Origin of the sequence: uncultured Tateyamaria sp. (assembly GCF_947503705.1) — a bacterium.
Classification (GTDB): Bacteria; Pseudomonadota; Alphaproteobacteria; order Rhodobacterales; family Rhodobacteraceae; genus Tateyamaria.
Map to the genome: position 1 here is coordinate 120,563 of NZ_CANNES010000007.1, position 22,392 is coordinate 142,954.

Below are 22,392 nucleotides of genomic sequence, written 5' to 3' on the forward strand. Positions count from 1 at the left end.
CCTCAGGTTTCGTCCGGCCAGGCCGCCATCAGCGCCTCAAGACCATCGCTGAGCAGCGGGGCAGCCTGCCCCGGGTCGCCCAGCATCAGTTGAAATTCGGCAGGGGTCAGCGCCCAGAACGCATCCGGCGTCAGGCGCAGCCCCTGCATCCCAGCCCGCATCAAAGCGGGCCAGTCCAGGCCACGGCTCATGCAGGCACCACAAAGGCCCGGGCAATCAGCTCCGCGGCGGCGCGAGCCGCCCGCATTGGGCCGCCTTCAATCTCGGCGTGATCCAGTGCCGCAGGGTCCAAGGAACAACCGCCCCCCAGCAACCCGGCCTTGAGCACCGCCAACACGTCAGCGCTGCCAAAACGGCCCTGCTCGAACCGCTCGACCAAAGCGACCAAAGACGGCTCATCCAGAGCCGTCTCCAGCCCCGCCAACGCGCCAAGGGTCAACCGCATCACCTGCGGTGCCCCATTGATGACCAAAGTCACCTCTCCCCTCCAAGGATTGGCCATGGTCAGATCGCGGTAAAGCTCAGGGCACCCGCCGACGCCATGGTCAGCTCATAGGTAGCCTCGCCATTGTGGCTGCCGCTGTACTCCACGGCAGAGACCTGAAACGGGCCCTCCACAATGCCGAAATCGGGAATGATCACCTGAAAATCAGGTGTCTCGCCGTCGAAAAACAGCTGACGCGCCCGTTCGTCCGTACCCGCATCCTTGAACACGCCCGAACCCGAGATGTTGGCCGAGCGGACACCGGCACCTGCCAGCAACTCGCGCCAGCCGCCCTGGCTTTCCAGGCTGGTGACATCGACAGTTTCGGCGTTAAAGCTCACGCGCGTCGCGCGCAGGCCCGCAATGGTTTCGAACTGCCCGTCCGAGGTCATGTCGACCTTGATCAACAGGTCTTTTCCGTTCTGAGCACCCATGGGTATTCTCCGTTTGAAATGAAAGAGTTATTGGTCTTCGACACGGGCGCGGAAGGTCAGGTCGATCATGCGACCAAGGCCCTTGTCGATCTTGCCCGCGCGGGCTTTTTCAAAGCGCAGCGACACCAAACGGCCCCGGCTGAGCGCCAGATCACCGTCATGCAACACGTCGCAAACCGCACCAGCGGCCGCTTTAGCTGCGCTAAAGCCGGGCACATCGGTGATGATGGACACCACAAACAGATGCACCGCGCCGCTGCCGGTCTTGTCATCGGCGGCGCGAACCGTCTCCGGGCCAAGGCTGATGTAGAGGCTCGGCAAAGCCCCCGCAGGCACCGCATCATAAATCGCGTCACCCACGGCCCCCGACACTCCAATATCCGCAGAGAGAGCCGCGAAAACAGCACTCTGCAGAGCGGCAGAAATGGCATAACTCATATCACCACCTCCTCGTCGGACATGCAGATCAGGTAACTGCCATCCGGGTCACGCTCGGCGACGGAGCGGATGTGAAACACCCGATTACCATCACGAAACCGCTGCTCAGGCTTGGGCCGCTCGGGGTGTCCAACAGGGGCGCCACGGACGATCACCGCATAAGGCACGGTCGAAACAGCCGCGCCAGAAGCCACAGTTTCACGCCCTGTGCGGGCCACAAGCTCTGCCCACAACACGCCCAGGGACGTCCAGCTTTCGGAAAAACCCCCTGAGTCATCGGGCACCCGCGACGGGCCTTCCAGTGTCAGGCGCCTGTTCAGGCGCGGCAGGCTCATCTCGCCCCCCCGCCATACAGGCGCATGACCTTGTAACGCTCGATCAGGCTGGTCACACCAAAAGGCATGCAACCGTCGCTTAGCGAGGTTTCATTGCGGAACTCATAGTAATGGGCGGCCAGCAATAAAACAGCCTGACGCAGGTCCGCAGGCACATCCATCCAATCCACGCCAAATCCCGCGTCAAAGGTGACCACCGCCTCGCCCGCTTCCGGCACCGTGGGCAGGGCCACGCCAGTCGAGCGCAAGCGCGGCACATGGCCGTCACGCTCCAACCAATAGGTAGCGCTGTCGATGGACGTGCGCGTACCATCACGCTCCACAATCTCAAGGTCAGTCAACGCATTCACCGGGGCCACGGGCAAGCCATGACTGCCCAGATCGCGCCACACCTGTACAGACAGCTCAAAGGTACGTCCAAACAGAACCTTGCTGGTGCGCGCTTCGATCGCTGTCACCGCTGCCCGCAGAAAGCTGGTCAAGACGGCGTCTTGCACGCTGTCCTGACCAAACCCGCTGCCCAGACGCAGATGCGCCTTGAATTCATCAACCGGCAGCGACCCATCGGGCACTGCGGTCTTTTCGATCAACATCATGGCACATCTCCATAAAACTCTGCCCCTCGTCTGGAATGGTCCGGGCACGCGCCAGTCCGCATTGCTCGGACGGAGGGGAGCAGCTAGACAACACGGCGCAAAATCAGCGCATGCCCGGGACCGGGGACAGGCTGTTAGACCCACCCCCAGCCATTCGCGTCAGGCGGTTAGGCCGTGGCGAATTTCAGGATCTTGATCGCGGCAAAGTCGCTCACATCACCACCCACGCGCTTGGTCGCATAGAACAGGACATGCGGCTTGGCGCTGAAGGGGTCACGCAGCACGCGCAGATCAGGGCGCTCGGCGACCGTGTAACCAGCGGCAAAATCACCAAAGGCGATGGCGTTTGCACCTGTAGCAGCATCCGGCATGTCCTCGGCAATCAGGACGGGATAGCCCATCAGAACAGCAGGCTGACCGGCGGCCAGACCGTCGGTCCACAGGAAACGACCGTCATTGTCCTTCATCTTGCGCACGATGCCCGCGGTCTTCGAGTTCATAACGAAAGACGCATTGGCGCGGTATTCGGCACCCAGGGCATAGACCAGCTCAATGATGGCCTCGGCGGTAACGTCGCCATCAACACCCGAAGGGACATAGCCCAGGTTGCCCCAGCTCCAGATTGCATCATCCACGATTGCATGGGCCAAATAGCCCTTGGGCTTGTCGATGCCGTCACCATTGACGAAAGACGCGGCCTCGGCGCGGGCAAACTTGTCCGCAATACGGCCCGCAAGCCAACCTTCGATGTCAAACGCAGCATCATCCAAAAGACGCTGGGACGCTTTGGGCAGGGCCGACAGCTCGTGCAGCGGAATGGTGATCCGGTCAATCTGAGGCGTGTCAGTCTCAGTCAGGTTCGACGTCTCAGTGGCCCAACCTGTGCCCACATCACCGTGGTCCACGAGAACATCATAGGACGTGGCCTCGACATTTACGACGGATGCGATGGACCGGATCGAGGCGGTCGCATTCAGCACGGATTTCACGGTTTCGGACGTCTGTGGGTCCACAAGGTAACCGCCATCCGAGTTCACAGCGGTGGACAGCGACTTGCCGTCCAGCTCCAGGCCACGCAGGCCGTCATCATCACCCGCACGCAGATAGGCGTTGAACGCCTTCTGATGAGGGGCGCCCAGCTCTGCGCCACCCGCCAAAGGGGTCCGCACAGCAGTCATATTCTTACGATCCAGCATGGTCAGTCGCTCTTCTGTTTGTTGAAGTTTGGTTTGAAGGTCGGCTTGAAAGCCTTTGAATTCCGTCACGAAACCCTGCATGGCCTCTGCGACGTCCTGGGCGGGAGACAAACCTTCCCCGGCCCGAGCCTTGCTCTCGGTCTTGCTCATCAGCATGTCCTCGATTGTGGAAGTTGAGGCGGGCGCGTCAGCGCTGCGCCAAGCTCGCGCGCGCACCCCGAAAGGCCGCCGCCATGTCACGCAATGTGGCGTCGGCGTCGGTCGCAACGTCCTCCGATTTGGCCACAACACGCGCACTGGGAAGCATCGGGAAGGTGACCAAAGACACCTCCCAAAGCTCCAGTTCTTTCAAGAGCCGCTGGCCCTTGTCATTCTTCACCGCCTTGACAGTGCGGTAGCCGATGGACAGGCCATCAATGGCTCCGGCGGCGATCAGTTCCGCCGCCTCGCGGCCCTTGGCCACCTCCGGCAACAGGCGGCCCTTGACCCACAGGCCACGAGCGTCCTCGCGGACCTCGTCCCAAACGCCGATGGGCTGGGCCGGATCATGCTGCCACAACATTTTCACGCTGCGACGATCCCCGGCGATGGCTTTCAAAGAGGCCGCATAAGCCCCCTTGCTCACCACATCACCGCCCTGATCACAGGCACCAAACAGACTGGCATACCCCTCGATCACATGGCCGTCCTGCACCTCGATCCCGTCGCCAAAGCGCGCGAATTTCGTCTCCAAACCGGTCTCAGCCTGCATGGAAGCTCTCCTCTTTCGAATGGGCTACCCTCAGTGAGGGATGGCCGTCATAATGGATTGAAACCCCGTCGCCAGGATCACGGCCACAACGCCGTATACGGTCAGCCACAGGCGCTTTTCCAAGCGTTCGATGACCTCTTCCAGCCGCGCCAATCGGGACGACAGGTTGTCGAAATGAACCGCCGTCAGGCGCTCATGCGCCTCCAGCCGCAGGCCCGGTGCACAGGCAAAGCGTTCAAAATGCTTGCCATCCTCCATCTCAAGCCTCCTCGGACGCCGCAGGCAGACCCAGCAGACGGCGCTTTTCGGCCTCGCTCAGGAAATCAGCCCCCGCCACGCGTGCCCACTGGGCATCGCGTTCGGCGGACAATGCAGGCACCTGATCCAGATCCGGTGACAACACCACATCTTCTCCGGTAAAGGCCCCCAACCACGTGGCCAGCGCCGCCGTCACCCGCGTCGCCTGAGGCAGCACAGTCAGGCGATAAAAGGCACGATTGGCCTCCTGATAATTGGCATAGGTCGCATCGCCCTGAATGCCCAGCAGCATAGGCGGCACCCCAAAGGCCAGGGCGATCTCACGGGCCGCGGACTCCTTGGTCTTCTGAAATTCCATGTCCGAGGGCGAAAAACCCATCGGCTTCCAGTCCAGCCCCCCTTCCAACAACATCGGCCGACCGGCATTGCGCGCGCCCGAATGGTTGGTTTCGATCTCGCTGACCAGACGGTCATATTGGTCAATGCTCAACTGCCCCTGACCGTCCGCGCCCTTGTAGGTAATCGCCCCAGAGGGACGGGCCGCATTGTCCAGCAAGGATTTCGACCAGCGCGACGCCGCCGTATGGACATCGAGGGCCATGGCCGCCGCCTGCATGGGGCTAAAGCCATAGTGATCGTCCTGCGGATGGAACGACTTGATGTGACAAATGGGGCTGACGGGGCCGCTGGCATCAAAGCGGTGCGTCTTGCCACCCACCGCATAGTCATAGGCCACCGGCCATCCATCGGCCCCGGGGACCACAGACATGCGATCCGACCGCAGCACATGCAGCTCCAGCGGCATCCCGCTTTCGCCGGCCACAGCCTCGACATAGGCATTGCCGGTCAGCAAAAGTTGCGCATATAGCGCCTCCAGCAATTCCGCACGGCCCTGCCCCGGATTGGGTCGCTTGATCAGACCCAACAACGGATGGGTGTCAAAACGCTGCTCGGCATCCTGCAACACCAAAGGCAAGGCGGCAGCGGCTTCCGCAATCAACTTGACCGACCGAAAGCCCACCGGGTTGCCCGAAAATCCCGACCGGGTCAAAGACACCGCATCGCGCGGGCTCCAGGCCACGCGCCCCCCGGTCTGCCAGGCCACAACCTTGCCGGTTGCACTGGCCTTTTGCTCCGGCACATCTGCCCGGCGCGCGCTCCGCAAGAAATCAAACACCATCAGGGTCTCCTTCACGTGATCCCAGGGGCCAATGCCCATCCATCCAAAGGAAAAGGGGCGCCGCTCCCGCAAACGCCCCCTCTCCAAAACCAAGGGAAACCCCCAGCTTCATTGTTCCAAAAATACTCAAAAACCGCGAACCAAGGGACACCAGGCACCTTGGTTCATTGTTCCCCGAATATGCAAATCCAAGGGCTACAACCCCCGCACCCCCGGTTGGCGCCATCGGCGCGCAGGCTCGATCATCAACTCATGCAACGCCCAGACCAGCGCGTCGACCCGGTCCGGCGACCCGTCGCCCTCATAGCCAAAGCGGGTCATGCGGGTCATCTGATCTTCCAGGGCGTCCAGCCCCGGAAAATGATGCACCCGGTCCTGCTCGTAAAGGGCCGCCACAGGCTCTGCCCGGGCCACCTTGCCCCGGGTGGCATGAACCGCGCGATAAGGCACCATCGGGTCAATCTGGCGCAACACTTCGCCCACCATCTGACCGCCCTGATTGACCTCAGCGACCAAGCGGTCGCCCTCGAATAACTCCATGGCGTTGATGGCTGCGCGCGCCCATTCCGACGGGCGCGCGCCCTGCACCGTCATGTCGGCGATGACATAGGCGCGCCAATCCTGCGGCGGGCCTTGGGTCGCGGCACCCACCACAACGATGCCGCACTCATCCGACGCCTTGCCCGAAGTGGTGGCCGGATCCAGGCCCACAACAACCCGATCGAAAACGGGGCGACGCAGCGTCCGCACCCCTTCCAGCATCGCCGTGGTCCACAGCGCGCCCTCCGCGTCATTCAACAATACCCCATCCAGCTCCTGACGGCCCAAACGGGTCCCCGCATAACGGGCGCGGACCTCTTCGAGGAACGAGGCGGCCAGGTTGCCCGCATTGGCCTCAGTCGCCGCATGGGTCACCACGGTCGACGACCGCTTCAAAAGAGATTTCAACACGCCCACATTGCGGGGCGTCGTCGTCACGCAGACGCGCGGATCATCGCCCAGACGCAGCGCGAATTGCAGCATGTCCCAGGTCTCTTGCCCCTTTTTCCATTTGGCCAACTCATCCACCCATGCGCAATCAAATTGCGGCCCCCGCAACCCTTCCGGGTCAAAGGCGGTGTGGACAGTGGCCACGGCCCCGTTGGGCCATTCAAGGCGTTTGCGACCGGCCACCCATTTGGGGCGGCGGTCCGGGGGCGAACAGCACAGAATGCCGCTTTCGCCAAAAATCATCACCTCGCGGACCTGCTCGATGGTCTCCCCAACCAGCGCGACACGAGAACACTTACCCGGATCACGCGGCATCGACCCTTCAACCTGCGCCCGGACCCATTCGGCGCCCGCACGGGTCTTGCCTGCACCGCGCCCCCCCCATGATCACCCAGGTGCGCCAATCGCCTTCAGGGGGCAGTTGATGCTCCATGGCCCAGAACTCGAACAAAAAAGGGAGGGCGCCCAAGGCGCCCTCTCCCAACTCACTCAGAAATTGCTCCTGAATTGCAACAGGCGCGGACGCGACCAAGCGCGCACCGAATTTCAGCGACGGCAAGCTCGTGGTTGATGGCATAGCCAGCTTGCACGACTTCTGATCTACTGGCTTTGAGGTTGCCAATTTGCGTCTCCAAACTGATACAGTTTCGCAGCATCGTCGACAAAGACGTCATATCCGTCTTTGCGTCATTCTGTTTTACATCCTCCCCGGCCTCGATCCTCTTGGTGAGATCGCTGATCGCTTTTCGCAGTGACGAAATCTCGTCATGCGCGGCCGAAAGAGCTTCGGTCGTGCGGGCTTCTTCTTCACCCGGGGTATGTAGTGTCATGTTGTGCTCTGACCTCTCATGCGTTGGGTAGTCTCCGCACGAGAGAAATGAAAAAGCGACCAGCCGGGTTACCCCGACGGCCGCTTGCCCACTTCTTCTAGCTTGACACAAGTTATACGTGTAACCGTTCGCAGAGTCAAGCTCTTTGATCTTGACAGGCGAGCGGCGAGCGTGCGTTGCGGTTAATAAAAAGCTAACAAAATCTGAATATTAGGTAAACGCGAGCGCCAAGCCATTGTTTACACGACACAACCCTAACTTGTCCCCGCGGGGACACCTATCCAACCGCCTTCACACCGCGCAGAAAGTTCCAGTATTCCGGCGCGCATTGATAAGGCACGCCGTCCTCATCCACCTCGACGGCGCTGGCATATTTGTAAAACGACCCTTCCGCATTGACGAAATCGAACTCGACCTTGCAATCATAGGACCCTTGCGGCGGATAATCGGCAAAGGCGAAAATGCCGTTCTGCGTGTCGGGCCGGATCGCCGCACCGTCATATGTCGGGTAATACATCGCAATGACCTGCGACGTCCGCCCTTCGATCAACGTGATGTCCTGGCCACCCACCACATGAATGTCGAGCCAAGCCATGCCAGCGCCCGACAGGTCCGGATGCTCCGGCCAAAACGCAATCGCCCGGTTCAACACCACCGCCCGGCGGCCTCGGTTTTCAACGAGCACAACGTAATGATCGCCTGTCGCGGCAATGGTCGACACATGCACCGCAGTCTCGGGGCTGAGGTAGAACTGGACCTGTGGCCCAACCAGCCCCACCAAAGTCACGGCGGCAATGGCAACCGAGGCGCCCGTCGCAATCGTCGTGACCCAGCGGCGCATCCCTTGGGCGCTGCCACACAGAAAACACTTGGCCGCCCCTTTGGGGATCGACTGCTTGCACGCGCAGCACGGCATGGAAAGGTCAGGTTCCGGCATTCGGGACTTCCACAATAACGGACGGATAATCCCGTTTATACTGCCATTGATCGCCGCTGTCTCAGTTGTCCTGATTGGCGCGTTCCGCCTCGATCTCGCGCCAGCGCGCCACGTTACGGTTATGCTCTTCCAGCGTTTCGGCAAAGGCGTGCCCGCCCGTCCCATCCGCCACGAAGAAGATATAGGGCGATCCATCGGGCTGCCCGGCTGCCATCAAGCTCGCACGGCCCGGGTTTGCAATCGGCGTGGGCGGCAGCCCCTGAATGACATATGTGTTCCAGGGCGTCGCCGCACGCAGCTCTGACCGGCGCAGGCCCCGGCCCAACACGCCTTGCCCACGGGTAATGCCATAGATCACCGTCGGGTCTGTTTGCAGGCGCATGCCACGGTTCAGTCGGTTGATGAAAACGGACGACACCTGCCGCCGCTCATCCGCCACAGCCGTCTCCTTCTCAATGATTGACGCAAGGGTCAGCAACTCTTCGGGGCTCTCCAGCGGCACATCCGGGTCACGCGCCTCCCAGGCCGCCGACACCCACAGTTCTTGCTGTTCCGCCATCCGGGCCAGTACATCGCTCCGCTGATCGCCGGGCCGCACCTCATAACTGTCGGGCGCGAGGGCACCCTCGGGCGGGATCTCGTCCACAGCCCCCTGCAACACGTCCATCCCGCGCAGCGCGGTGACCACCTGCCAGCTCGTCACGCCTTCGGCCAGGGCAATGCGGTAACGTGTATCCTGCGCATCGCGCACTTCGGTATAAAGCGCGGGCACCTCATCCACGCCGGGCTGATACTCCGCCTTTTCCACAAAACGATTGGTGGCAGGGTCCAATTCGCGGACCTGTGCGCTCATCCGGTTCACACCAATGCGGTAGACAACTTCGGTGCCGCAGGTGCTCGCCCCGCCGCGCGTGATCACGTCCACGATCTCTTCCATCGAGGCACCCGGCTCCACAAGGAAACTGCCCGCTTTCAAGTCGCTGGTCTTGCCCGCATAATCCGCGCCCATCCGAAAGATCGAGCCGCTGCTGACAGCGCCCTGCGCTTCCAGATCACGGCTCACCCTGCGAAAGTTCGACCCCCGGTCCACCTGAACACAGATGGCCTCCGCCAAAGGCCCCGGGCCTTCATACTGGCCGCGCCCCCACATGATGACGCCCCCCGCAAGAAACAGCGCCACCACCAGAAATGTCACCGCATTAGACGCGATGGACCGCCACATCAGCCGTCAACCTTCCCAAAGATCACACTTGCATTGGTCCCGCCAAAGCCAAAGCTGTTGGACAGGGCATAATCCACCTTGCGCTTCCTCTTGGCATTTGGGGCCAAGTCAATCTCGGATGTGACCGCCGGGTTGTCGAGGTTGATGGTCGGCGGGCAGACCTGATCGCGGATCGCCAGGATCGAAAAAATCGCCTCAATCGCGCCCGCCGCGCCCAGCAAGTGGCCGGTGGCCGACTTGGTCGACGACATGGTGACGTTTGACGCATGATCACCCATCAGACGCTCCACCGCGCCCAACTCGATCGTGTCGGCCATGGTCGAGGTGCCATGGGCGTTGATATAGTCGATATCCGACGGCTCAAGGCCCGCATTGCGTAGCGCCGCACGCATCGACCGCTCACCGCCCTCGCCATCCTCGGATGGGGCCGTGATGTGATAGGCGTCGCCTGACAGGCCATAGCCTTTGACTTCGGCATAGATCTTCGCGCCACGGGCAACCGCGTGCTCGTATTCTTCGAGCACCACGATACCGGCCCCCTCGCCCATGACAAAGCCGTCACGGTCGGCATCATAAGGGCGGCTGGCGGATTTGGGATCATCGGCGCGTTTGGTGGACAAGGCCTTGCACGCATTGAAACCTGCAATCCCGATCTTGCAGATCGCAGCCTCGGCGCCGCCCGCCACCATCACGTCCGCATCGCCATGCATGATCAGACGCGAGGCGTCGCCAATGGCATGGGCACCGGTCGAACAGGCGGTCACAACCGAATGGTTGGGGCCCTTGAAGCCATAGCGGATCGACACCTGACCCGAGATCAGGTTGATCAGCGCGCCGGGCACAAAGAAGGGGGAGACACGACGGGGGCCCTTGGCCTCCATCATCACGGCCGTGTTGGCGATGGAGTTCAGACCACCAATGCCAGAGCCGATGAGAACGCCGGTACGTTCCAGGCTCTCGGTGTCCTCAGGCATCCAGCCCGCATCCTCAACTGCCTGTTGCGCCGCGGCCATGCCGAACATGATAAAGGTGTCGACCTTGCGCTGTTCCTTGGGCTCCATATAGGCGTCGGCATTAAAGGTGCCATCGGTACCGTCGCCCAGGGGCACTTCGCAGGCATAGGTGGTGACCAAACCTTCGGTATCAAACCCGGTGATGGGCCCTGCACCGGATTGGCCGTCCAGAATACGGCTCCAGCTTGCTTCGACCCCATCGGCCAACGGGGTCACAAGACCCAGACCTGTCACAACCACTCTGCGCATGTGCTCATGCCCCTTTTGCTATCTTTGCGCCTCATACCGCGCGGGGCTTACCCTGTTCAAGCCCCGACGGGACGGCCCCGCATCACACAGGCGGCGCGGGCGGGGCGGACAAAATATCGCGTGCGCCGCAAGGCGCTCAATTTGGTCACGAGCCACCACTTAGATCTGCGGCGGAGATTTGCGCAGCAACAGCCGCACCTCCGCCCCTTCGTAAACCGTATCGCGCATCAGCACATAGCCGAGCGCCTCCGCCAGATGCAGCGACACCGCGTGCGCAGGCTCGATCATGCAGACCAGAGGCCCGGTGATCACCCTGTCAAACCAGTCATGGGCCGCGCGCGTGGCCTCGCGGCCCAAACCCTTGCCATGCACCTCCGGGGACAGAACCCACCCCGCTTCGGGCACCGCGTCAAAGTCTTCGCCCACACCCCGCGCGCCATAAAAGAACCCCGTCTGCCCGATCATCCGCTTGCCGTCATGATCTTCAACTGCCCATTGGCCAAAGCCTGTCATCTGCCAGTGGCCTGCATTGCTCAGAAATTTTTGCCAGCACAGATCGCGGGACCGGGGCGCGCCACCGGTAAAGCGGACGACCTCGGGCATTGACCATATTTCGACATAGCGGTCGAAATCACTGGGGCGCATGGCACGCAAGGTGGTGCGCGCCGTGTTTATGGTCGGCACATGTCTGCTCATGGGCGGGTGTCCTGCTCGATCACCGGGGCTGTCTTTTTCGGGGCCGTCTTTTGCCCAACGGTGACGCGGCCTGCGCCCCTTGGCAAGAGGGCAGCAGGGGGAAAACGAAAAACGGCGCTCTTCCGCAAGGAAAAGCGCCGTTTGCTCAGGTCAGTGACCCGAAAAAAGCTTAGGTTGCGTTGGTGATAAAGCCAACCGCGTCACCAAATGTCTGGATGGTCTCAGCTGCGTCATCGGGAATTTCGATGCCGAACTCTTCTTCAAACGCCATGACCAGTTCAACGGTGTCCAGGCTGTCTGCGCCCAGGTCGTCAATGAAAGAGGCGGTGTCGGTGACTTTGCCTTCTTCAACGCCCAGATGTTCCACAACGATCTTCTTCACGCGGTCCGCGATGTCGCTCATATGACTGTCCTCATTCTGCCGGGGCAATATCACGCCCCCAAGTGGTGTCCCCGCAATCGTCCGGGGCTCAGGTCTTGCCCCCTTGGGGCGGTGAAGCTCTGGCACAGAACGCGGGCGTCCGATGCACCAAAACCAAAGATTCTGCGCCGCCTATAGCATATCAGCTATAGATGGCAATAGGAGAGGCACGCACCTGCGCGCCCGTTCCTACAACATGGCCATGCCACCATTTACGTGCAAGGTGGTACCGGTAACATAAGCGGCCTCGGGGCTCGCCAGGTAGAGAACCGCCGACGCAATCTCATGCGCTTCGCCCATGCGACCGGCCGGGATTTGTCCCATGATTCCAGTCTTTTGGTCGTCGGTCAGCTTGTCCGTCATGGCCGTCGCGATAAAGCCGGGCGCAACCGCATTTACCGTGATCCCACGGCTGGCCACCTCATAGGCGAGGCTTTTGGACATGCCGATCATCCCCGCCTTGGACGCGGCATAATTGGCCTGGCCGGGGTTGCCCGTGGCCCCCACAACCGAGCTGATATTCACGATCCGACCCCAGCGCGCCTTCATCATGCCACGCATCACGCCCTTACAGAGCTTGAAGGTGGCCGTGAGGTTTACATCAATCACCGACTGCCATTCGTCATCCGACATCCGCATGAACAGGTTGTCGCGTGTGATACCTGCATTGTTGACCAGCACGTCGACACTACCCATGGCCGCTGCCGCCTCTTTGGGCAGCGCATCCACCGCCGCCATATCGCTGAGGTTGCAGGGCAGCACATGCGCCCGTTCGCCCAACTCGCCCGCCAATGCTTCAAGCGGGTCCACCCGCGTGCCACTGAGGCCCACGGTGGCCCCTGCCGCGTGCAATGTCCGCGCGATATCGGCCCCAATGCCCCCGGACGCCCCGGTCACCAGCGCATTTTTTCCAGTCAGATCAAACATGTCTTTTCTTTCCTCAAGTCCCGGTCACATCCATATAGATATCGACCACATTCAAATTCACATCTTTTGCCACCTGGCGGTAGACTTCGCGCGACCACGTACCGCGCGCCAGACCCCGCCGCGACACCTCACCCGTCAACGCCTGGTAAATCCCCGGCAACTGGTCAAAACCGCCCCGCATCGTATGGCACAGCGCCTGACCACCCGGGGCCTCAAACATCTCGAATCCCGGCAGGGGTTGATCCAAAGGCACCCCAATCCGCACCTCCATCTGGTCGCCATCCAACCGGTAAAGTGCCGTTTGCGGCCCCACAAAAAAGAACCCCGCCCGCCCGATCGCTACATCCAGTTGGGCAAACAGGTCCGGGATCAGCTGCAACCGTGCATCAAAGGGCACCGTGTCACAGATCCCCCCCAAACGCAGCGGCTCAAGCGTGACAAGCTCAGCCATCAAGGGTGGCTTTTACGTCATCGGGGCTGCCAACGGCCCGCGTCGCCACGGACCGGTCGATGCGCCGGATCATGCCCGACAGGGCCTTGCCTGCGCCGATCTCCCAAATCTCGGTCACGCCCTGGCCCGCCATCCACACCACGCTTTCACGCCAGCGCACGGCACCGGTGATCTGCTCGACCAGCAGCCCCCGCAAGGCGGCCGCATCGGCGCACCCTTCGGCGCGCACATTGGGCACGACAGTCACGGCAGGGGCGGCAAAATCCACGCCCGCCAGCGCCTCGGCCATCACATCGGCCGCCGGTGCCATCAAGGCACAATGGAAAGGTGCCGACACCGGCAGCATCACGGCCCGTTTGGCCCCCTTGGCCTTGGCAATCTCGCAGGCGCGTTCAACGGCGGCCTTGTGCCCAGATACGACCACCTGACCCGGATCATTGTCATTGGCCGCCTGACACACCTCACCTTGTGCGGCCTCGGTTGCCACTGCGGTCACGGCGTCAAAGTCCAAGCCCAACAGGGCGGCCATTGCGCCCACGCCCACCGGCACGGCTTCTTGCATGGCGGTACCACGAATGCGGAGCAGTTTGGCCGTGTCCGCCACACTCAACACACCTGCGGCACACAGGGCGGAATATTCACCCAGCGAATGACCCGCCACAAAAGACGCGCGGCTCACGGTGATCCCTTCGGCCTCAAGTGCGCGCATCGCGGCCATCGAGGTCGCCATCAAGGCAGGCTGTGCGTTTTGGGTCAGGGTCAGGGTCTCAAGATCGCCCTCCCAGATCAGATCGCTCAGCTTTTCGCCCAGGGCCTCGTCCACCTCGTCAAAGACGGCACGCGCGGCCGGATAGGCCTCAGCCAGATCGCGGCCCATGCCAATGGTCTGCGCGCCTTGTCCCGGAAATACGAATGCTGTGCTCATCGCCTGCCCCCCTTTGGTGTTATCGCTGTGCCCCGGTGTAAAGCGACCGCTGCGCCCAAGCAAGACACCCCCGCACGACATCTGTGCAGGAATTGGCGGTTGTCACGGGCGCGGCGCGCATAACATTAAGGGGACACGTGTTAACGTCACAGATCAACTGCGGAGAGCGCCGATGCCCCTCACCAATACTGTCGACCGGTTCGGGTCGGTCACCAAAACCTTTCACTGGCTGACGGCCCTTCTGATCCTGACGCTGATGCCCCTCGGGATCGTCGCCAACCGCATGGCCTATGAGTTGCGCAGCGCAACAGGGCCATCTGACGAGTTGCTGGCGCAAACCGCATGGCTCTTTTCGCTGCACAAGACGCTTGGTGTTGCGGTGTTCTTTGTAGCACTCGCGCGCATCGCCTGGGCGCTGAGCCAACCCAAGCCGGGCCTGCTGCACCCGGATCGCAAGATGGAGAGTCTGGCGGCTGAAACGGTGCATTGGCTGCTTTATGGCAGTTTGGTGCTGGTGCCCCTGTCGGGCTGGATTCACCATGCTGCGGCCTCGGGCTTTGCCCCGATCTGGTGGCCTTTTGGTCAAAACCTGCCCTTGGTGCCTAAATCCGAAGCCGTGGCTGCCACCTTTGGTGGCGCGCATTGGGTGCTGACCAAAGTGCTGGCGGTGTCCCTGCTGCTGCACATTGCCGGGGCGCTGAAACACCACGTGGTGGACAAGGACGCCACGCTGCGGCGGATGTGGTTTGGCCACACTTCGGTGCCGCAGACATCGGGCAGTCACAAACACGCCCTGCCGATTGTCGCGGCCCTCGCCTTTTGGGCGTTGGCCCTGTCAGGCGGTGCCGCCATCGGCGTATATGCGCCCCATGGCGAGCATCGGGACGCCGAAGAACTGGCCGAGGTCCAATCGGACTGGCAGGTGCAGGAAGGAAGGCTTGAGATCACAGTGACCCAGTTGGGGTCCGAGGTGACAGGCTCCTTCGCGGACTGGACGGCGGCGATCAGCTTTGACGAAACGGTCGACAATGGTGTCGCGGGCACGGTGGAAGTCACGATTGCCATTGGCTCGCTCACTCTGGGCTCGGTCACGGATCAGGCCATGGGCCCCGACTATTTCAACGTGACCGATTTCCCCACGGCACAATTCGTGGCCGAGATCATCCCGGTGGTGGACGGGTACGAGGCGCAAGGGACGCTGACGATCAAGGGGCAAAGCATGCCCGCCACCCTGCCCTTTGGCCTGTCCGTGAATGACGACACGGCCGAAATGCGCGGCAGCCTGACGCTGGACCGGCTGGATTACGGCGTGGGCACCAACATGGCCGATGAGGCATCGCTGAAATTCGCGGTGGGAGTTGACGTGGCGCTGACAGCAACTCGCGACACCGAATAAACACAACGTCCAAAGCGAAGGGCCATGGCAATCCCATCGATTGCCATGGCCCTTTTGACGTCAGCCAGGAACAGCTTTCCGTCTTTGTTTTTCGCCATCTTTCTTCTGGTTGAAAATATCCTCGCCGAAGGCACGGCTTAGAGGGGCCTGAAAAGGTCTCTCTAAAATAAATCATGTCACGCCGCAGGCGTGTCCTTTCGACAGTCGCCCATGGAAAAGGCCGCGCAATCTCTTGCGCGGCCCGTCGCAGGCATCACTGCGGGTCAGGATCATTCGGCGGCAAGCGCCTCGATGGAGATCTGAACAGCAACCTCGTCACTCACCGCAGGGGCAAAAGCACCCAGGCCAAAGTCTGAACGCAGCAGCGTGGTTGTTGCGTTGAACCCCATCGTGGGTTTGCCCTGGTTGGGGCCAAAGGGATAGGGAGATGCCTGGTTCAGCGTGGCATCCAGGGTCACCGACTTCGTGGTGTCATTCATGGTCAGATCACCGGTGATCAACGCGGTGCCCTCGCCCGTGACTTCGATCCCGGTGGAGGTGAAAGTGATCAAGTCATCCTCGGTCGCGCCAAAGAAATCGTCGGACATGAAATGCCCTTCGCGTGCTTCCCAACCGGTGAACATGCTCATGACAGGCATAGAGACGCTGACGCTGGAGCTTGCGGGATCCGCTTCGTCAAAGACGATCTCGCCTTCAAAGCCCGAGAACATGCCGAATGTGGTCGAATAGCCCAGGTGGTTGTAGGAAAAAACGACCTGGCTGTGGCTGGGGTCCAGGTTGAACGTATCGGCGGCCAAGGCCACGCTGGCGGATGTGCTGAGGGCGGCGGCGAGAAGAAGGGATTTCATTGAAGTGCTCCAAGTTGGTTGCTGTCTGCCGCTCATAAATGGGGCGAAACCGATTTGAAGCAATCCTGCAGAGATCAACAGGTTGTGCGCGCGCCTGAACAGGTGCTGTCAGGCGTGCACATGTCAGCGGATTACAGCTTGCCCGCGTCGCGCAGTGCGCCAAGCACGCTCTTGCGGGTCTGGGGATCGGTCAGCGCCACATCCGCGATCAGATCGCCATGGGCGTCAAAAAGGCTGACAACCCCGCCTTGCACAGCGGCCCCGCCCAGATCGGACATGGCAGTGCGGTCCACCAGTTCCTTGACCCGGCCCGCGAGGCGGACCAGACGCACCTCGCGGCGGGTGGTGTCGATCTCGACCTGAACCAGAGGACGAGCGCGGCCCATCTGCATGATGGCGATGCCTGCAAAGCCCAGAAACAGCGACAAGCCCAGCTTGATCAAGAGCAGGTCCGCGTCCCAGCTTGCACCGGGCAACACCCAGAGACCAAGGGCCGCCAGCACCAGGGTGGTGCCACCCAGGGTCTGTGCGCTGCGCATCACCCAGCGGCGCCCATCGACCATTTGTGGACGATCGGACGGGGCGGCATCGGTCATGAAATCGGAAAGGGCTGTCATCGGAGGTCTCCACCAAACTCGTTACTCAATCCGCAACCTTGCCGCCAAAGGGGGCGGAAATGGGGCGGCAACATGGTTAATGAATGCCTAATTGTGCATGGCGTCAGCCAGCCAGAGCACGTCCACTCAATCGCGGCTGGCAAAAGGCTTGCCCCGCCCGCGCATGCGTGTATACGGAGCCGTCCCTGCAAATACCTTTTGCCGCGCAGTCTCTCGTGACCATCCGCAGGGCTTTTTGGATCGGTCTATGAAATGCGCCTTGATAGAAGTGGAGCACCACCATGCCTCTTTATGAGCATGTGATGATCGCCCGTCAGGACCTGTCGAACACGCAGGCCGAAGGGCTCATCGAACATTTTGGCACCGTCCTGGCCGACAATGGCGGCCAACTCGTGGACAACGAGTATTGGGGCGTCAAGACCATGGCCTACAAGATCAACAAGAACCGCAAGGGCCACTACGCCTTTTTGCGCACCGATGCACCGGCCCCGGCGATTCAGGAAATGGAACGCCTGATGCGCCTGCATGACGACGTCATGCGCGTCCTGACCATCAAGGTCGACGAGCATGCAGAGGGCCCTTCGGTCCAGATGCAGAAACGTGACGAACGTGGTGACCGTGGCGACCGCCGCGAGCGCCGTTGATCAGCAGATAGGAGCTAACCCATGGCTGCAAAACCATTTTTCCGCCGTCGCAAGGTCTGCCCATTCTCTGGTGAGAATGCGCCCGCCATCGACTACAAAGACACACGCCTGCTGCAACGCTACATCTCTGAGCGTGGCAAAATCGTGCCGTCCCGTATCACCGCCGTCTCGGCCAAGAAGCAACGCGAATTGGCCCGTGCCATCAAGCGCGCCCGCTTCCTCGCCCTGCTGCCCTACGCCGTTAAGTAAGGAGAGAAACGATGCAAGTTATCCTTCTTGAGCGCGTTGCCAAGCTGGGCCAGATGGGCGACGTCGTCGACGTCAAATCCGGCTATGCCCGCAATTTTCTGCTGCCGCAGAAAAAAGCGCTGAGCGCCTCCAAAGAAAACATCGCGTCCTTCGAAGCACAGAAAGTGCAGCTCGAAGCGCAGAACCTCGAAACCCGCAAAGAAGCCGAAAGCTTGGGTGAAAAGCTGGATGGCCAGCAGTTCATCGTGATTCGTCAGGCCTCTGACGGCGGCAACCTCTATGGCTCCGTCACGCCCCGTGACGCGGCCGAGGCCGCCACGGCCGAAGGGTTCACTGTGGACCGCAAACAGATCGTCATCGCAGCCCCCATCAAAGAACTGGGCCTGCACGACGTGCACGTGGTTCTGCACCCCGAGGTGGAGGTGACCATTCAGTTGAACGTCGCCCGTTCGCCTGAAGAAGCCGAACTGCAAGCGTCCGGCAAATCGATCCAGGAACTGGCTGCCGAAGAAGAAGCGGCTGCTGATTTCGAGATTGCGGAACTGTTTGACGACATCGGTGCCGCCGCATCCGAGGATGACGATCTGGCCGAAACGGTCGAAGATGTCCTGCCGGAAGCGGACGGTGAAGAGCCCAAGGCCTAAGCCAAGGGACCTGAGATTTGAAAGGCCGCGCATTGGTTTGCGCGGCCTTTTTCGTTTTGACCGCAATGAGGTTTGTTGCAGTGGACTGGGGCCAGCCCCCCCTCTGCCTTTGGCCAAGCAACGGGGGTTCTTGGAACAAAGAAGCGACCCGGGCCGATGCGCGGGACTTTGCCATCCGCCGTTTGACATATCCTTGCCGTAGAGCGACTGTGCGCCCATGCGTAAGCTTTTGATTTTTCTTGTACTCGCAGCCTGTGCGCCCCCGCTCGACAGTGTGGTCATGGACCCCCGTCCGGTGCCCCAGACCCGGGCCGAGATTGCCTTTGTCACGGCTGTGTTCAACGAAATCCAGCCCCGGTCGATTGCCGAGGCGCGCGAGTATTGTGGTGTGATCGGCGTCACCCAAAGCGGCGCCTACCGCGCCACCCCGCCGCGCGCAGGCCGCCGCGCCTCGTGCCTGCCACCGACGCCGAACTGGCCCGATGCGCGCATCATCGCGTCCTATCACACCCACGGAAACACCGATCCGCGCTATTTCAACGAGGTGCCCTCGTTTGACGACATGCGCACCGACATCGAGGCCAACACAGATGGCTATGTCGCCACACCCGGTGGTCGGCTGTGGTATGTGGACGCGCGTGCGCGATTGGCACGACAGCTGTGCGGTTTGAATTGCCTGATCAGTGACCCGGCCTATCGGGACGATCCGGACCTGACGGTTCAGCCCACCTATACTTTGCAGCAGTTGTCAGGGTTTTGAGCGACCCGCCCGGGCGCAATGCCGGGCGCGCCAGTCTTATGGGGTCAGTCGACCTTGAGCTTTTCGATCTGCGAATAGATATGCGAAAGCTCGAACGCGCCAAAGCTGTTCGTCGCGTCGGTGGGCAGGCTGTGACAGATAAAGCAGTTCACCGCGTCGGCCTGTGAATAGGTTTCCATCGTGGCATTGTAGAGGCCGAGAGAGCCGCGCATCTGTGCCGTCTGATCACCGCCCTGATTGGGGATCGGTGCGTCGCCGCCGCTGGCGGGCGTCGTTGTCCAGATGCCACCCGTCTGCACATAGTTCTTGCGCGGATCGCCCGCTGCAAGCTGCCCCAGCACATCCGTGTTGATCGACAAGAGTTCGGTGTTGTTGGTCACCACCTTGTCAAACACATCTTGGGTCACTGTGCCATTGGTCACATCCGAAGGCGCATAAGGCTGGCTGCCCCAGGGCCGGGTGCGCGTGGTATTTGAGGGCACGATGCCACCCTCGCACACGACACCGCCGCCCTTGAGGGTTTCGGCCACAATCTGTTCAACGCCGTCGTCGTCCTTCTTGGTCGTCATACACTCTACATTGGTCCCGGCCGCAGCCGTGTTTGAGGCCAGGAAGTTGAAGGTGCCGCTGGCATCATAGGGAAATTCGACCGGATCGGTGCCGCCATTGTTGTACCAATAGCCCACATCGGGCGCGTTGCTCAGATGCTCGAACGTGGCCCAGACGAATTCGGGGTGGTCCTGCACTGTCGCGACCACGTGCATACCGACCAGTGCCAGCGTGGTGCGCGTCTCGCCCGCAGGCGTCCAGACCGTGTTATCCGCGTTGGCGGTATAGGTCGGCACAATTGCCGGAATGGTGATGTAGTCGCTGATCGGCGAAACGGTGGACGCCTCGACCCAGGAGGTCTTGAGCTCCATCACCAGGGTTTCGGGGGCTTGCGGGAAGGGCAGACTGTTGCCATCCACATAATCCAGCACAGCCATCAGCGCATCGGCATTGGCGGGAAAGTCCGTGATATCGCTGCCCAGCACCGTGTTTTTCTGGAGTGTCAGAAAATCCGCGTAAACATCGTTGGTGTGGACCCCGTAATAGACCAGCGAATTGCCCTGCGACATGAGCGTGCCGCCGGAAAAGCCGGCTTGAGTCACTTCGCCGATCACGTCCCCTTTTTCCGACCGCAGCACCACGTTCAGCGCGTCGACCGAAGCTGCGTTCTGGAAATAGCGCACCCCGTCCTCGTTTGCGGGCAGCACGTTAAAGATAGCCTCGCCATCCAGCACCCGACCATCTCCTTCGGGCGAGGTCAGCCAGAGAAAGGTCTGAGCCCCCCATTGATAGAAATTGCAGATCTGCGGCCCCTCACCCCCGTTGGGGTTGTCGTCGGTAAAGGTGACCGAACTTGGCGGCATGACCGCACCGTTTTCAGTAACTGTGCCGCCAAACCATGGGGCGATGTCGGCCAGACAGGTCTGTGCCGCATCGGTGGGCATCGCCATTTGTGCCAGTGCAGACGTTGAACAGAGCGCCAACGCGCCCACGGATAATCCGAGTGGTTTCAAGTACATATTGGTCCTTTCGGGGGCGCGCAATTGGCCCCGGATCTGTGAACGGGACCGGCGGAAATACTCCTGCACGCATTGCAAGTATCCGGCCCCAACTGCACAGTGCCGCATATTCCCGTTTTGCGTCAACAACCATAAATTGAATTTTTGAGTTAAGGGCAGCGCAGAAAAGGCCGCGCAGTCATGGCGCAGCCTTGGGCACGGTCAGCGGCGGGCCATCATTGGTCCTTGTGGCAGGGATTGCCAATCGCGGTGCATTCGTAGTTCCAGTTCAGAACCGTACCGGTTTGCACGCAGTCAACCCGCCGAAACTGCGCCTTGGTCCAGCGTTTGAAATCCGGACCATGCGTGGTGTTGACCGCGCGGCGCCAGGCGTTCTTGGCCTGCATCTTGGCGGTGCCGCTGATCGCATTTTCGGCATTGCCGAACATCGTGGCGCGGCAATTGTCACCGCTCGACGCCGTATCCTGCGGCGCGCAAGCATCCCGGGCATAAAGGGACCCGTTGTAAACAAAGGGTTTTTGCCCCTGCGTCAGCGACGACAGTTTGCAATTGGCGCCATCATAGTCGCCATAAACGCATGTGGGCCCACCTTGGACGTACACGTTACCCTCGTAGGTAAAGCCGGTTTGCGCCCCCTGTTCTGCGATAAAGCAATTCGCCCCATCCCAGCGACCACCATCAGGGCAACGGTTACACGCACCGTCCATGCTTGGAATGCCGCGCTTGTAATAAAAGTCGGTCCAGGGGTGACGGTACATGGCGATGAACGTGCTGTTGCCGGGCATTGGCGCCGTATTGACTGCGCTCAGATCCGCCCGTGCGTCACCATTTGGGACCCCGCGCAGGAATTTGCCGTGATGGGACCGCAGTGAAACAAAGCCCTGGTCAGACACACTGCCCAGAAAAATACAGCCCGTTGGCGTGCCACCCGCGTAGTTGAACGGATGGATCGTCCAGATCTCCCAGGCTGCGATATGCGCGCGGTTGGCATTCACATCGCCGCTGGGTTCAGCCACAAGGTGGCGGTCATGGGCACTGCGCAACGCGATGCGCGCGCCGCTGGCCACATCTGCGCCTGTGGCATTGCCCTGGTCGTCCAGCACCAGGAATTTCTCCCATTGCTGATCCTCGGCACGGGTTACAGTGGCGTTGCCGTCCAGCTCGGCCGCCATGAATTTAGTGTTGGTCTTGAAGTAGAGCGAAACAACGTCGCCGTATTTCAAACAGCCCGCCGCAGAGGCGGACGTCGCCCACAGCAAGCTGAGGGCCAAAACAATAAAGGTTTTCATAATAGACACTCTTTTTCCAAATGGATTAAGGCCATCCACCATAG

28 protein-coding genes and 1 pseudogene are annotated in these 22,392 nt (G+C 61.2%); 5 read left to right on the forward strand and 24 right to left on the reverse strand.

Translation table 11 applies throughout. The annotated features are described in order from the left end of the window. Window positions 1-2: 2 nt before the first annotated feature. From Q1A44_RS15720 to fabD, 20 genes and pseudogenes are all read right to left on the reverse strand, one after another. Window positions 3-191 (reverse strand): rcc01693 family protein, encoded by a 189-nt coding sequence (locus Q1A44_RS15720; RefSeq protein ID WP_299627188.1) that lies wholly within the window; start codon window positions 189-191, stop codon window positions 3-5. After that, on the reverse strand, window positions 188-502 hold the full coding sequence (locus Q1A44_RS15725; protein WP_299627189.1) for a gene transfer agent family protein: 315 nt from the start codon (window positions 500-502) through the stop codon (window positions 188-190). The genes Q1A44_RS15720 and Q1A44_RS15725 overlap by 4 nt, the downstream gene beginning before the upstream one ends. A 2-nt stretch (window positions 503-504) precedes the next feature. Beyond that, complete coding sequence (locus Q1A44_RS15730; RefSeq protein ID WP_299627191.1) at window positions 505-918, reverse strand: phage major tail protein, TP901-1 family; 414 nt, start codon at window positions 916-918, stop codon at window positions 505-507. 27 nt (window positions 919-945) lie between these two features. Continuing rightward, window positions 946-1,356, reverse strand: coding sequence for a DUF3168 domain-containing protein (locus Q1A44_RS15735; protein ID WP_299627193.1), 411 nt, complete (start codon window positions 1,354-1,356; stop codon window positions 946-948). Next, window positions 1,353-1,691, reverse strand: a complete 339-nt coding sequence (locus tag Q1A44_RS15740; protein ID WP_299627195.1) for a head-tail adaptor protein — start codon at window positions 1,689-1,691, stop codon at window positions 1,353-1,355. The genes Q1A44_RS15735 and Q1A44_RS15740 overlap by 4 nt, the downstream gene beginning before the upstream one ends. After that, window positions 1,688-2,287 (reverse strand): head-tail connector protein, encoded by a 600-nt coding sequence (locus tag Q1A44_RS15745; RefSeq protein WP_299627198.1) that lies wholly within the window; start codon window positions 2,285-2,287, stop codon window positions 1,688-1,690. Before Q1A44_RS15745 ends, Q1A44_RS15740 begins: the two co-directional genes overlap by 4 nt. A gap of 167 nt (window positions 2,288-2,454) precedes the next feature. Beyond that, window positions 2,455-3,633 carry a phage major capsid protein gene (locus tag Q1A44_RS15750; RefSeq protein ID WP_299627200.1) on the reverse strand — a complete coding sequence of 393 codons (1,179 nt, stop codon included), beginning with the start codon at window positions 3,631-3,633 and terminating at the stop codon, window positions 2,455-2,457. A 37-nt stretch (window positions 3,634-3,670) separates the two neighbouring features. After that, window positions 3,671-4,234, reverse strand: coding sequence for an HK97 family phage prohead protease (locus Q1A44_RS15755; RefSeq protein WP_299627202.1), 564 nt, complete (start codon window positions 4,232-4,234; stop codon window positions 3,671-3,673). A gap of 30 nt (window positions 4,235-4,264) precedes the next feature. Further along, entirely contained in the window at window positions 4,265-4,492 is a 228-nt protein-coding gene (locus Q1A44_RS15760; protein WP_299627204.1) for a hypothetical protein, read from the reverse strand. 1 nt (window position 4,493) lies between these two features. Continuing rightward, window positions 4,494-5,672, reverse strand: a complete 1,179-nt coding sequence (locus Q1A44_RS15765; RefSeq protein WP_299627206.1) for a phage portal protein — start codon at window positions 5,670-5,672, stop codon at window positions 4,494-4,496. Window positions 5,673-5,867: 195 nt separating this feature from the next. Next, window positions 5,868-7,095 (reverse strand): annotated as a pseudogene (locus tag Q1A44_RS15770) (terminase family protein). A 52-nt stretch (window positions 7,096-7,147) separates the two neighbouring features. Beyond that, window positions 7,148-7,492, reverse strand: a complete 345-nt coding sequence (locus tag Q1A44_RS15775; RefSeq protein ID WP_299627209.1) for a hypothetical protein — start codon at window positions 7,490-7,492, stop codon at window positions 7,148-7,150. Between the two features lie 277 nt (window positions 7,493-7,769). After that, entirely contained in the window at window positions 7,770-8,429 is a 660-nt protein-coding gene (locus tag Q1A44_RS15780; RefSeq protein ID WP_299627211.1) for a hypothetical protein, read from the reverse strand. A 61-nt stretch (window positions 8,430-8,490) separates the two neighbouring features. Then, window positions 8,491-9,651, reverse strand: coding sequence for an endolytic transglycosylase MltG (gene mltG, locus Q1A44_RS15785; protein ID WP_299627213.1), 1,161 nt, complete (start codon window positions 9,649-9,651; stop codon window positions 8,491-8,493). Continuing rightward, the gene (fabF, locus tag Q1A44_RS15790) at window positions 9,651-10,913 is read right to left on the reverse strand and encodes a beta-ketoacyl-ACP synthase II (RefSeq protein ID WP_299627215.1); all 1,263 of its coding nucleotides are present in this window, start codon (window positions 10,911-10,913) and stop codon (window positions 9,651-9,653) included. The genes mltG and fabF overlap by 1 nt, the downstream gene beginning before the upstream one ends. A gap of 159 nt (window positions 10,914-11,072) precedes the next feature. Next, on the reverse strand, window positions 11,073-11,609 hold the full coding sequence (locus Q1A44_RS15795; RefSeq protein ID WP_299627217.1) for a GNAT family N-acetyltransferase: 537 nt from the start codon (window positions 11,607-11,609) through the stop codon (window positions 11,073-11,075). 169 nt (window positions 11,610-11,778) lie between these two features. Then, window positions 11,779-12,012 carry an acyl carrier protein gene (locus tag Q1A44_RS15800; protein ID WP_299627219.1) on the reverse strand — a complete coding sequence of 78 codons (234 nt, stop codon included), beginning with the start codon at window positions 12,010-12,012 and terminating at the stop codon, window positions 11,779-11,781. Between the two features lie 207 nt (window positions 12,013-12,219). Then, the gene (gene fabG / locus Q1A44_RS15805; RefSeq protein ID WP_299627222.1) at window positions 12,220-12,957 is read right to left on the reverse strand and encodes a 3-oxoacyl-[acyl-carrier-protein] reductase; all 738 of its coding nucleotides are present in this window, start codon (window positions 12,955-12,957) and stop codon (window positions 12,220-12,222) included. A gap of 13 nt (window positions 12,958-12,970) precedes the next feature. After that, the gene (locus Q1A44_RS15810; protein WP_299627224.1) at window positions 12,971-13,408 is read right to left on the reverse strand and encodes a GyrI-like domain-containing protein; all 438 of its coding nucleotides are present in this window, start codon (window positions 13,406-13,408) and stop codon (window positions 12,971-12,973) included. After that, window positions 13,401-14,333: an ACP S-malonyltransferase gene (gene fabD / locus Q1A44_RS15815; protein WP_299627226.1), complete on the reverse strand. Its 933-nt coding sequence runs from the start codon at window positions 14,331-14,333 to the stop codon at window positions 13,401-13,403. Before fabD ends, Q1A44_RS15810 begins: the two co-directional genes overlap by 8 nt. 172 nt (window positions 14,334-14,505) lie before the next feature. Between fabD and Q1A44_RS15820 the strand changes: the two genes are divergently transcribed. Further along, window positions 14,506-15,729 (forward strand): cytochrome b/b6 domain-containing protein, encoded by a 1,224-nt coding sequence (locus Q1A44_RS15820; protein ID WP_299627228.1) that lies wholly within the window; start codon window positions 14,506-14,508, stop codon window positions 15,727-15,729. Between the two features lie 269 nt (window positions 15,730-15,998). On the opposite strand, the gene Q1A44_RS15825 is transcribed toward Q1A44_RS15820, so the two are convergent. Together Q1A44_RS15825 and Q1A44_RS15830 are read right to left on the reverse strand one after the other, a co-directional pair. Beyond that, window positions 15,999-16,577 carry a YceI family protein gene (locus Q1A44_RS15825; protein WP_299627230.1) on the reverse strand — a complete coding sequence of 193 codons (579 nt, stop codon included), beginning with the start codon at window positions 16,575-16,577 and terminating at the stop codon, window positions 15,999-16,001. A gap of 131 nt (window positions 16,578-16,708) precedes the next feature. Further along, window positions 16,709-17,194 carry a hypothetical protein gene (locus Q1A44_RS15830; protein WP_299627232.1) on the reverse strand — a complete coding sequence of 162 codons (486 nt, stop codon included), beginning with the start codon at window positions 17,192-17,194 and terminating at the stop codon, window positions 16,709-16,711. A 281-nt stretch (window positions 17,195-17,475) separates the two neighbouring features. On the opposite strand from Q1A44_RS15830, the gene rpsF reads away from it, so the two are divergent. The 4 genes from rpsF (at window position 17,476) to Q1A44_RS15850 (ending at window position 19,491) form a co-directional block, all read left to right on the forward strand. Continuing rightward, window positions 17,476-17,838 carry a 30S ribosomal protein S6 gene (gene rpsF, locus Q1A44_RS15835; RefSeq protein WP_299627234.1) on the forward strand — a complete coding sequence of 121 codons (363 nt, stop codon included), beginning with the start codon at window positions 17,476-17,478 and terminating at the stop codon, window positions 17,836-17,838. A 21-nt stretch (window positions 17,839-17,859) separates the two neighbouring features. Continuing rightward, complete coding sequence (rpsR, locus tag Q1A44_RS15840) at window positions 17,860-18,087, forward strand: 30S ribosomal protein S18 (RefSeq protein ID WP_028957713.1); 228 nt, start codon at window positions 17,860-17,862, stop codon at window positions 18,085-18,087. Between the two features lie 11 nt (window positions 18,088-18,098). Beyond that, entirely contained in the window at window positions 18,099-18,731 is a 633-nt protein-coding gene (gene rplI, locus Q1A44_RS15845; RefSeq protein WP_299627236.1) for a 50S ribosomal protein L9, read from the forward strand. Between the two features lie 217 nt (window positions 18,732-18,948). Further along, the gene (locus Q1A44_RS15850) at window positions 18,949-19,491 is read left to right on the forward strand and encodes a DUF4329 domain-containing protein (RefSeq protein ID WP_299627238.1); all 543 of its coding nucleotides are present in this window, start codon (window positions 18,949-18,951) and stop codon (window positions 19,489-19,491) included. A gap of 44 nt (window positions 19,492-19,535) precedes the next feature. Here the strand turns inward: Q1A44_RS15850 and Q1A44_RS15855 are convergent, their stop codons facing one another. Beyond that, window positions 19,536-21,059 carry a hypothetical protein gene (locus tag Q1A44_RS15855; RefSeq protein WP_299627240.1) on the reverse strand — a complete coding sequence of 508 codons (1,524 nt, stop codon included), beginning with the start codon at window positions 21,057-21,059 and terminating at the stop codon, window positions 19,536-19,538. Between the two features lie 215 nt (window positions 21,060-21,274). Continuing rightward, window positions 21,275-22,348, reverse strand: a complete 1,074-nt coding sequence (locus Q1A44_RS15860) for a hypothetical protein (protein ID WP_299627242.1) — start codon at window positions 22,346-22,348, stop codon at window positions 21,275-21,277. Window positions 22,349-22,392 lie beyond the last annotated feature (44 nt).

What these genes read in the sequence shown, in the direction of transcription:
- Q1A44_RS15720 (WP_299627188.1), bottom strand. Translation starts at nt 191, where the DNA reads ATGAGCCGTGGCCTGGACTGGCCCGCTTTGATGCGGGCTGGGATGCAG.
- Q1A44_RS15725 (WP_299627189.1), bottom strand. Translation starts at nt 502, where the DNA reads ATGGCCAATCCTTGGAGGGGAGAGGTGACTTTGGTCATCAATGGGGCA.
- Q1A44_RS15730 (WP_299627191.1), bottom strand. Translation starts at nt 918, where the DNA reads ATGGGTGCTCAGAACGGAAAAGACCTGTTGATCAAGGTCGACATGACC.
- Q1A44_RS15735 (WP_299627193.1), bottom strand. Translation starts at nt 1,356, where the DNA reads ATGAGTTATGCCATTTCTGCCGCTCTGCAGAGTGCTGTTTTCGCGGCT.
- Q1A44_RS15740 (WP_299627195.1), bottom strand. Translation starts at nt 1,691, where the DNA reads ATGAGCCTGCCGCGCCTGAACAGGCGCCTGACACTGGAAGGCCCGTCG.
- Q1A44_RS15745 (WP_299627198.1), bottom strand. Translation starts at nt 2,287, where the DNA reads ATGATGTTGATCGAAAAGACCGCAGTGCCCGATGGGTCGCTGCCGGTT.
- Q1A44_RS15750 (WP_299627200.1), bottom strand. Translation starts at nt 3,633, where the DNA reads ATGAGCAAGACCGAGAGCAAGGCTCGGGCCGGGGAAGGTTTGTCTCCC.
- Q1A44_RS15755 (WP_299627202.1), bottom strand. Translation starts at nt 4,234, where the DNA reads ATGCAGGCTGAGACCGGTTTGGAGACGAAATTCGCGCGCTTTGGCGAC.
- Q1A44_RS15760 (WP_299627204.1), bottom strand. Translation starts at nt 4,492, where the DNA reads ATGGAGGATGGCAAGCATTTTGAACGCTTTGCCTGTGCACCGGGCCTG.
- Q1A44_RS15765 (WP_299627206.1), bottom strand. Translation starts at nt 5,672, where the DNA reads ATGGTGTTTGATTTCTTGCGGAGCGCGCGCCGGGCAGATGTGCCGGAG.
- Q1A44_RS15775 (WP_299627209.1), bottom strand. Translation starts at nt 7,492, where the DNA reads ATGACACTACATACCCCGGGTGAAGAAGAAGCCCGCACGACCGAAGCT.
- Q1A44_RS15780 (WP_299627211.1), bottom strand. Translation starts at nt 8,429, where the DNA reads ATGCCGGAACCTGACCTTTCCATGCCGTGCTGCGCGTGCAAGCAGTCG.
- mltG (WP_299627213.1), bottom strand. Translation starts at nt 9,651, where the DNA reads ATGTGGCGGTCCATCGCGTCTAATGCGGTGACATTTCTGGTGGTGGCG.
- fabF (WP_299627215.1), bottom strand. Translation starts at nt 10,913, where the DNA reads ATGCGCAGAGTGGTTGTGACAGGTCTGGGTCTTGTGACCCCGTTGGCC.
- Q1A44_RS15795 (WP_299627217.1), bottom strand. Translation starts at nt 11,609, where the DNA reads ATGAGCAGACATGTGCCGACCATAAACACGGCGCGCACCACCTTGCGT.
- Q1A44_RS15800 (WP_299627219.1), bottom strand. Translation starts at nt 12,012, where the DNA reads ATGAGCGACATCGCGGACCGCGTGAAGAAGATCGTTGTGGAACATCTG.
- fabG (WP_299627222.1), bottom strand. Translation starts at nt 12,957, where the DNA reads ATGTTTGATCTGACTGGAAAAAATGCGCTGGTGACCGGGGCGTCCGGG.
- Q1A44_RS15810 (WP_299627224.1), bottom strand. Translation starts at nt 13,408, where the DNA reads ATGGCTGAGCTTGTCACGCTTGAGCCGCTGCGTTTGGGGGGGATCTGT.
- fabD (WP_299627226.1), bottom strand. Translation starts at nt 14,333, where the DNA reads ATGAGCACAGCATTCGTATTTCCGGGACAAGGCGCGCAGACCATTGGC.
- Q1A44_RS15820 (WP_299627228.1), top strand. Translation starts at nt 14,506, where the DNA reads ATGCCCCTCACCAATACTGTCGACCGGTTCGGGTCGGTCACCAAAACC.
- Q1A44_RS15825 (WP_299627230.1), bottom strand. Translation starts at nt 16,577, where the DNA reads ATGAAATCCCTTCTTCTCGCCGCCGCCCTCAGCACATCCGCCAGCGTG.
- Q1A44_RS15830 (WP_299627232.1), bottom strand. Translation starts at nt 17,194, where the DNA reads ATGACAGCCCTTTCCGATTTCATGACCGATGCCGCCCCGTCCGATCGT.
- rpsF (WP_299627234.1), top strand. Translation starts at nt 17,476, where the DNA reads ATGCCTCTTTATGAGCATGTGATGATCGCCCGTCAGGACCTGTCGAAC.
- rpsR (WP_028957713.1), top strand. Translation starts at nt 17,860, where the DNA reads ATGGCTGCAAAACCATTTTTCCGCCGTCGCAAGGTCTGCCCATTCTCT.
- rplI (WP_299627236.1), top strand. Translation starts at nt 18,099, where the DNA reads ATGCAAGTTATCCTTCTTGAGCGCGTTGCCAAGCTGGGCCAGATGGGC.
- Q1A44_RS15850 (WP_299627238.1), top strand. Translation starts at nt 18,949, where the DNA reads ATGCGTAAGCTTTTGATTTTTCTTGTACTCGCAGCCTGTGCGCCCCCG.
- Q1A44_RS15855 (WP_299627240.1), bottom strand. Translation starts at nt 21,059, where the DNA reads ATGTACTTGAAACCACTCGGATTATCCGTGGGCGCGTTGGCGCTCTGT.
- Q1A44_RS15860 (WP_299627242.1), bottom strand. Translation starts at nt 22,348, where the DNA reads ATGAAAACCTTTATTGTTTTGGCCCTCAGCTTGCTGTGGGCGACGTCC.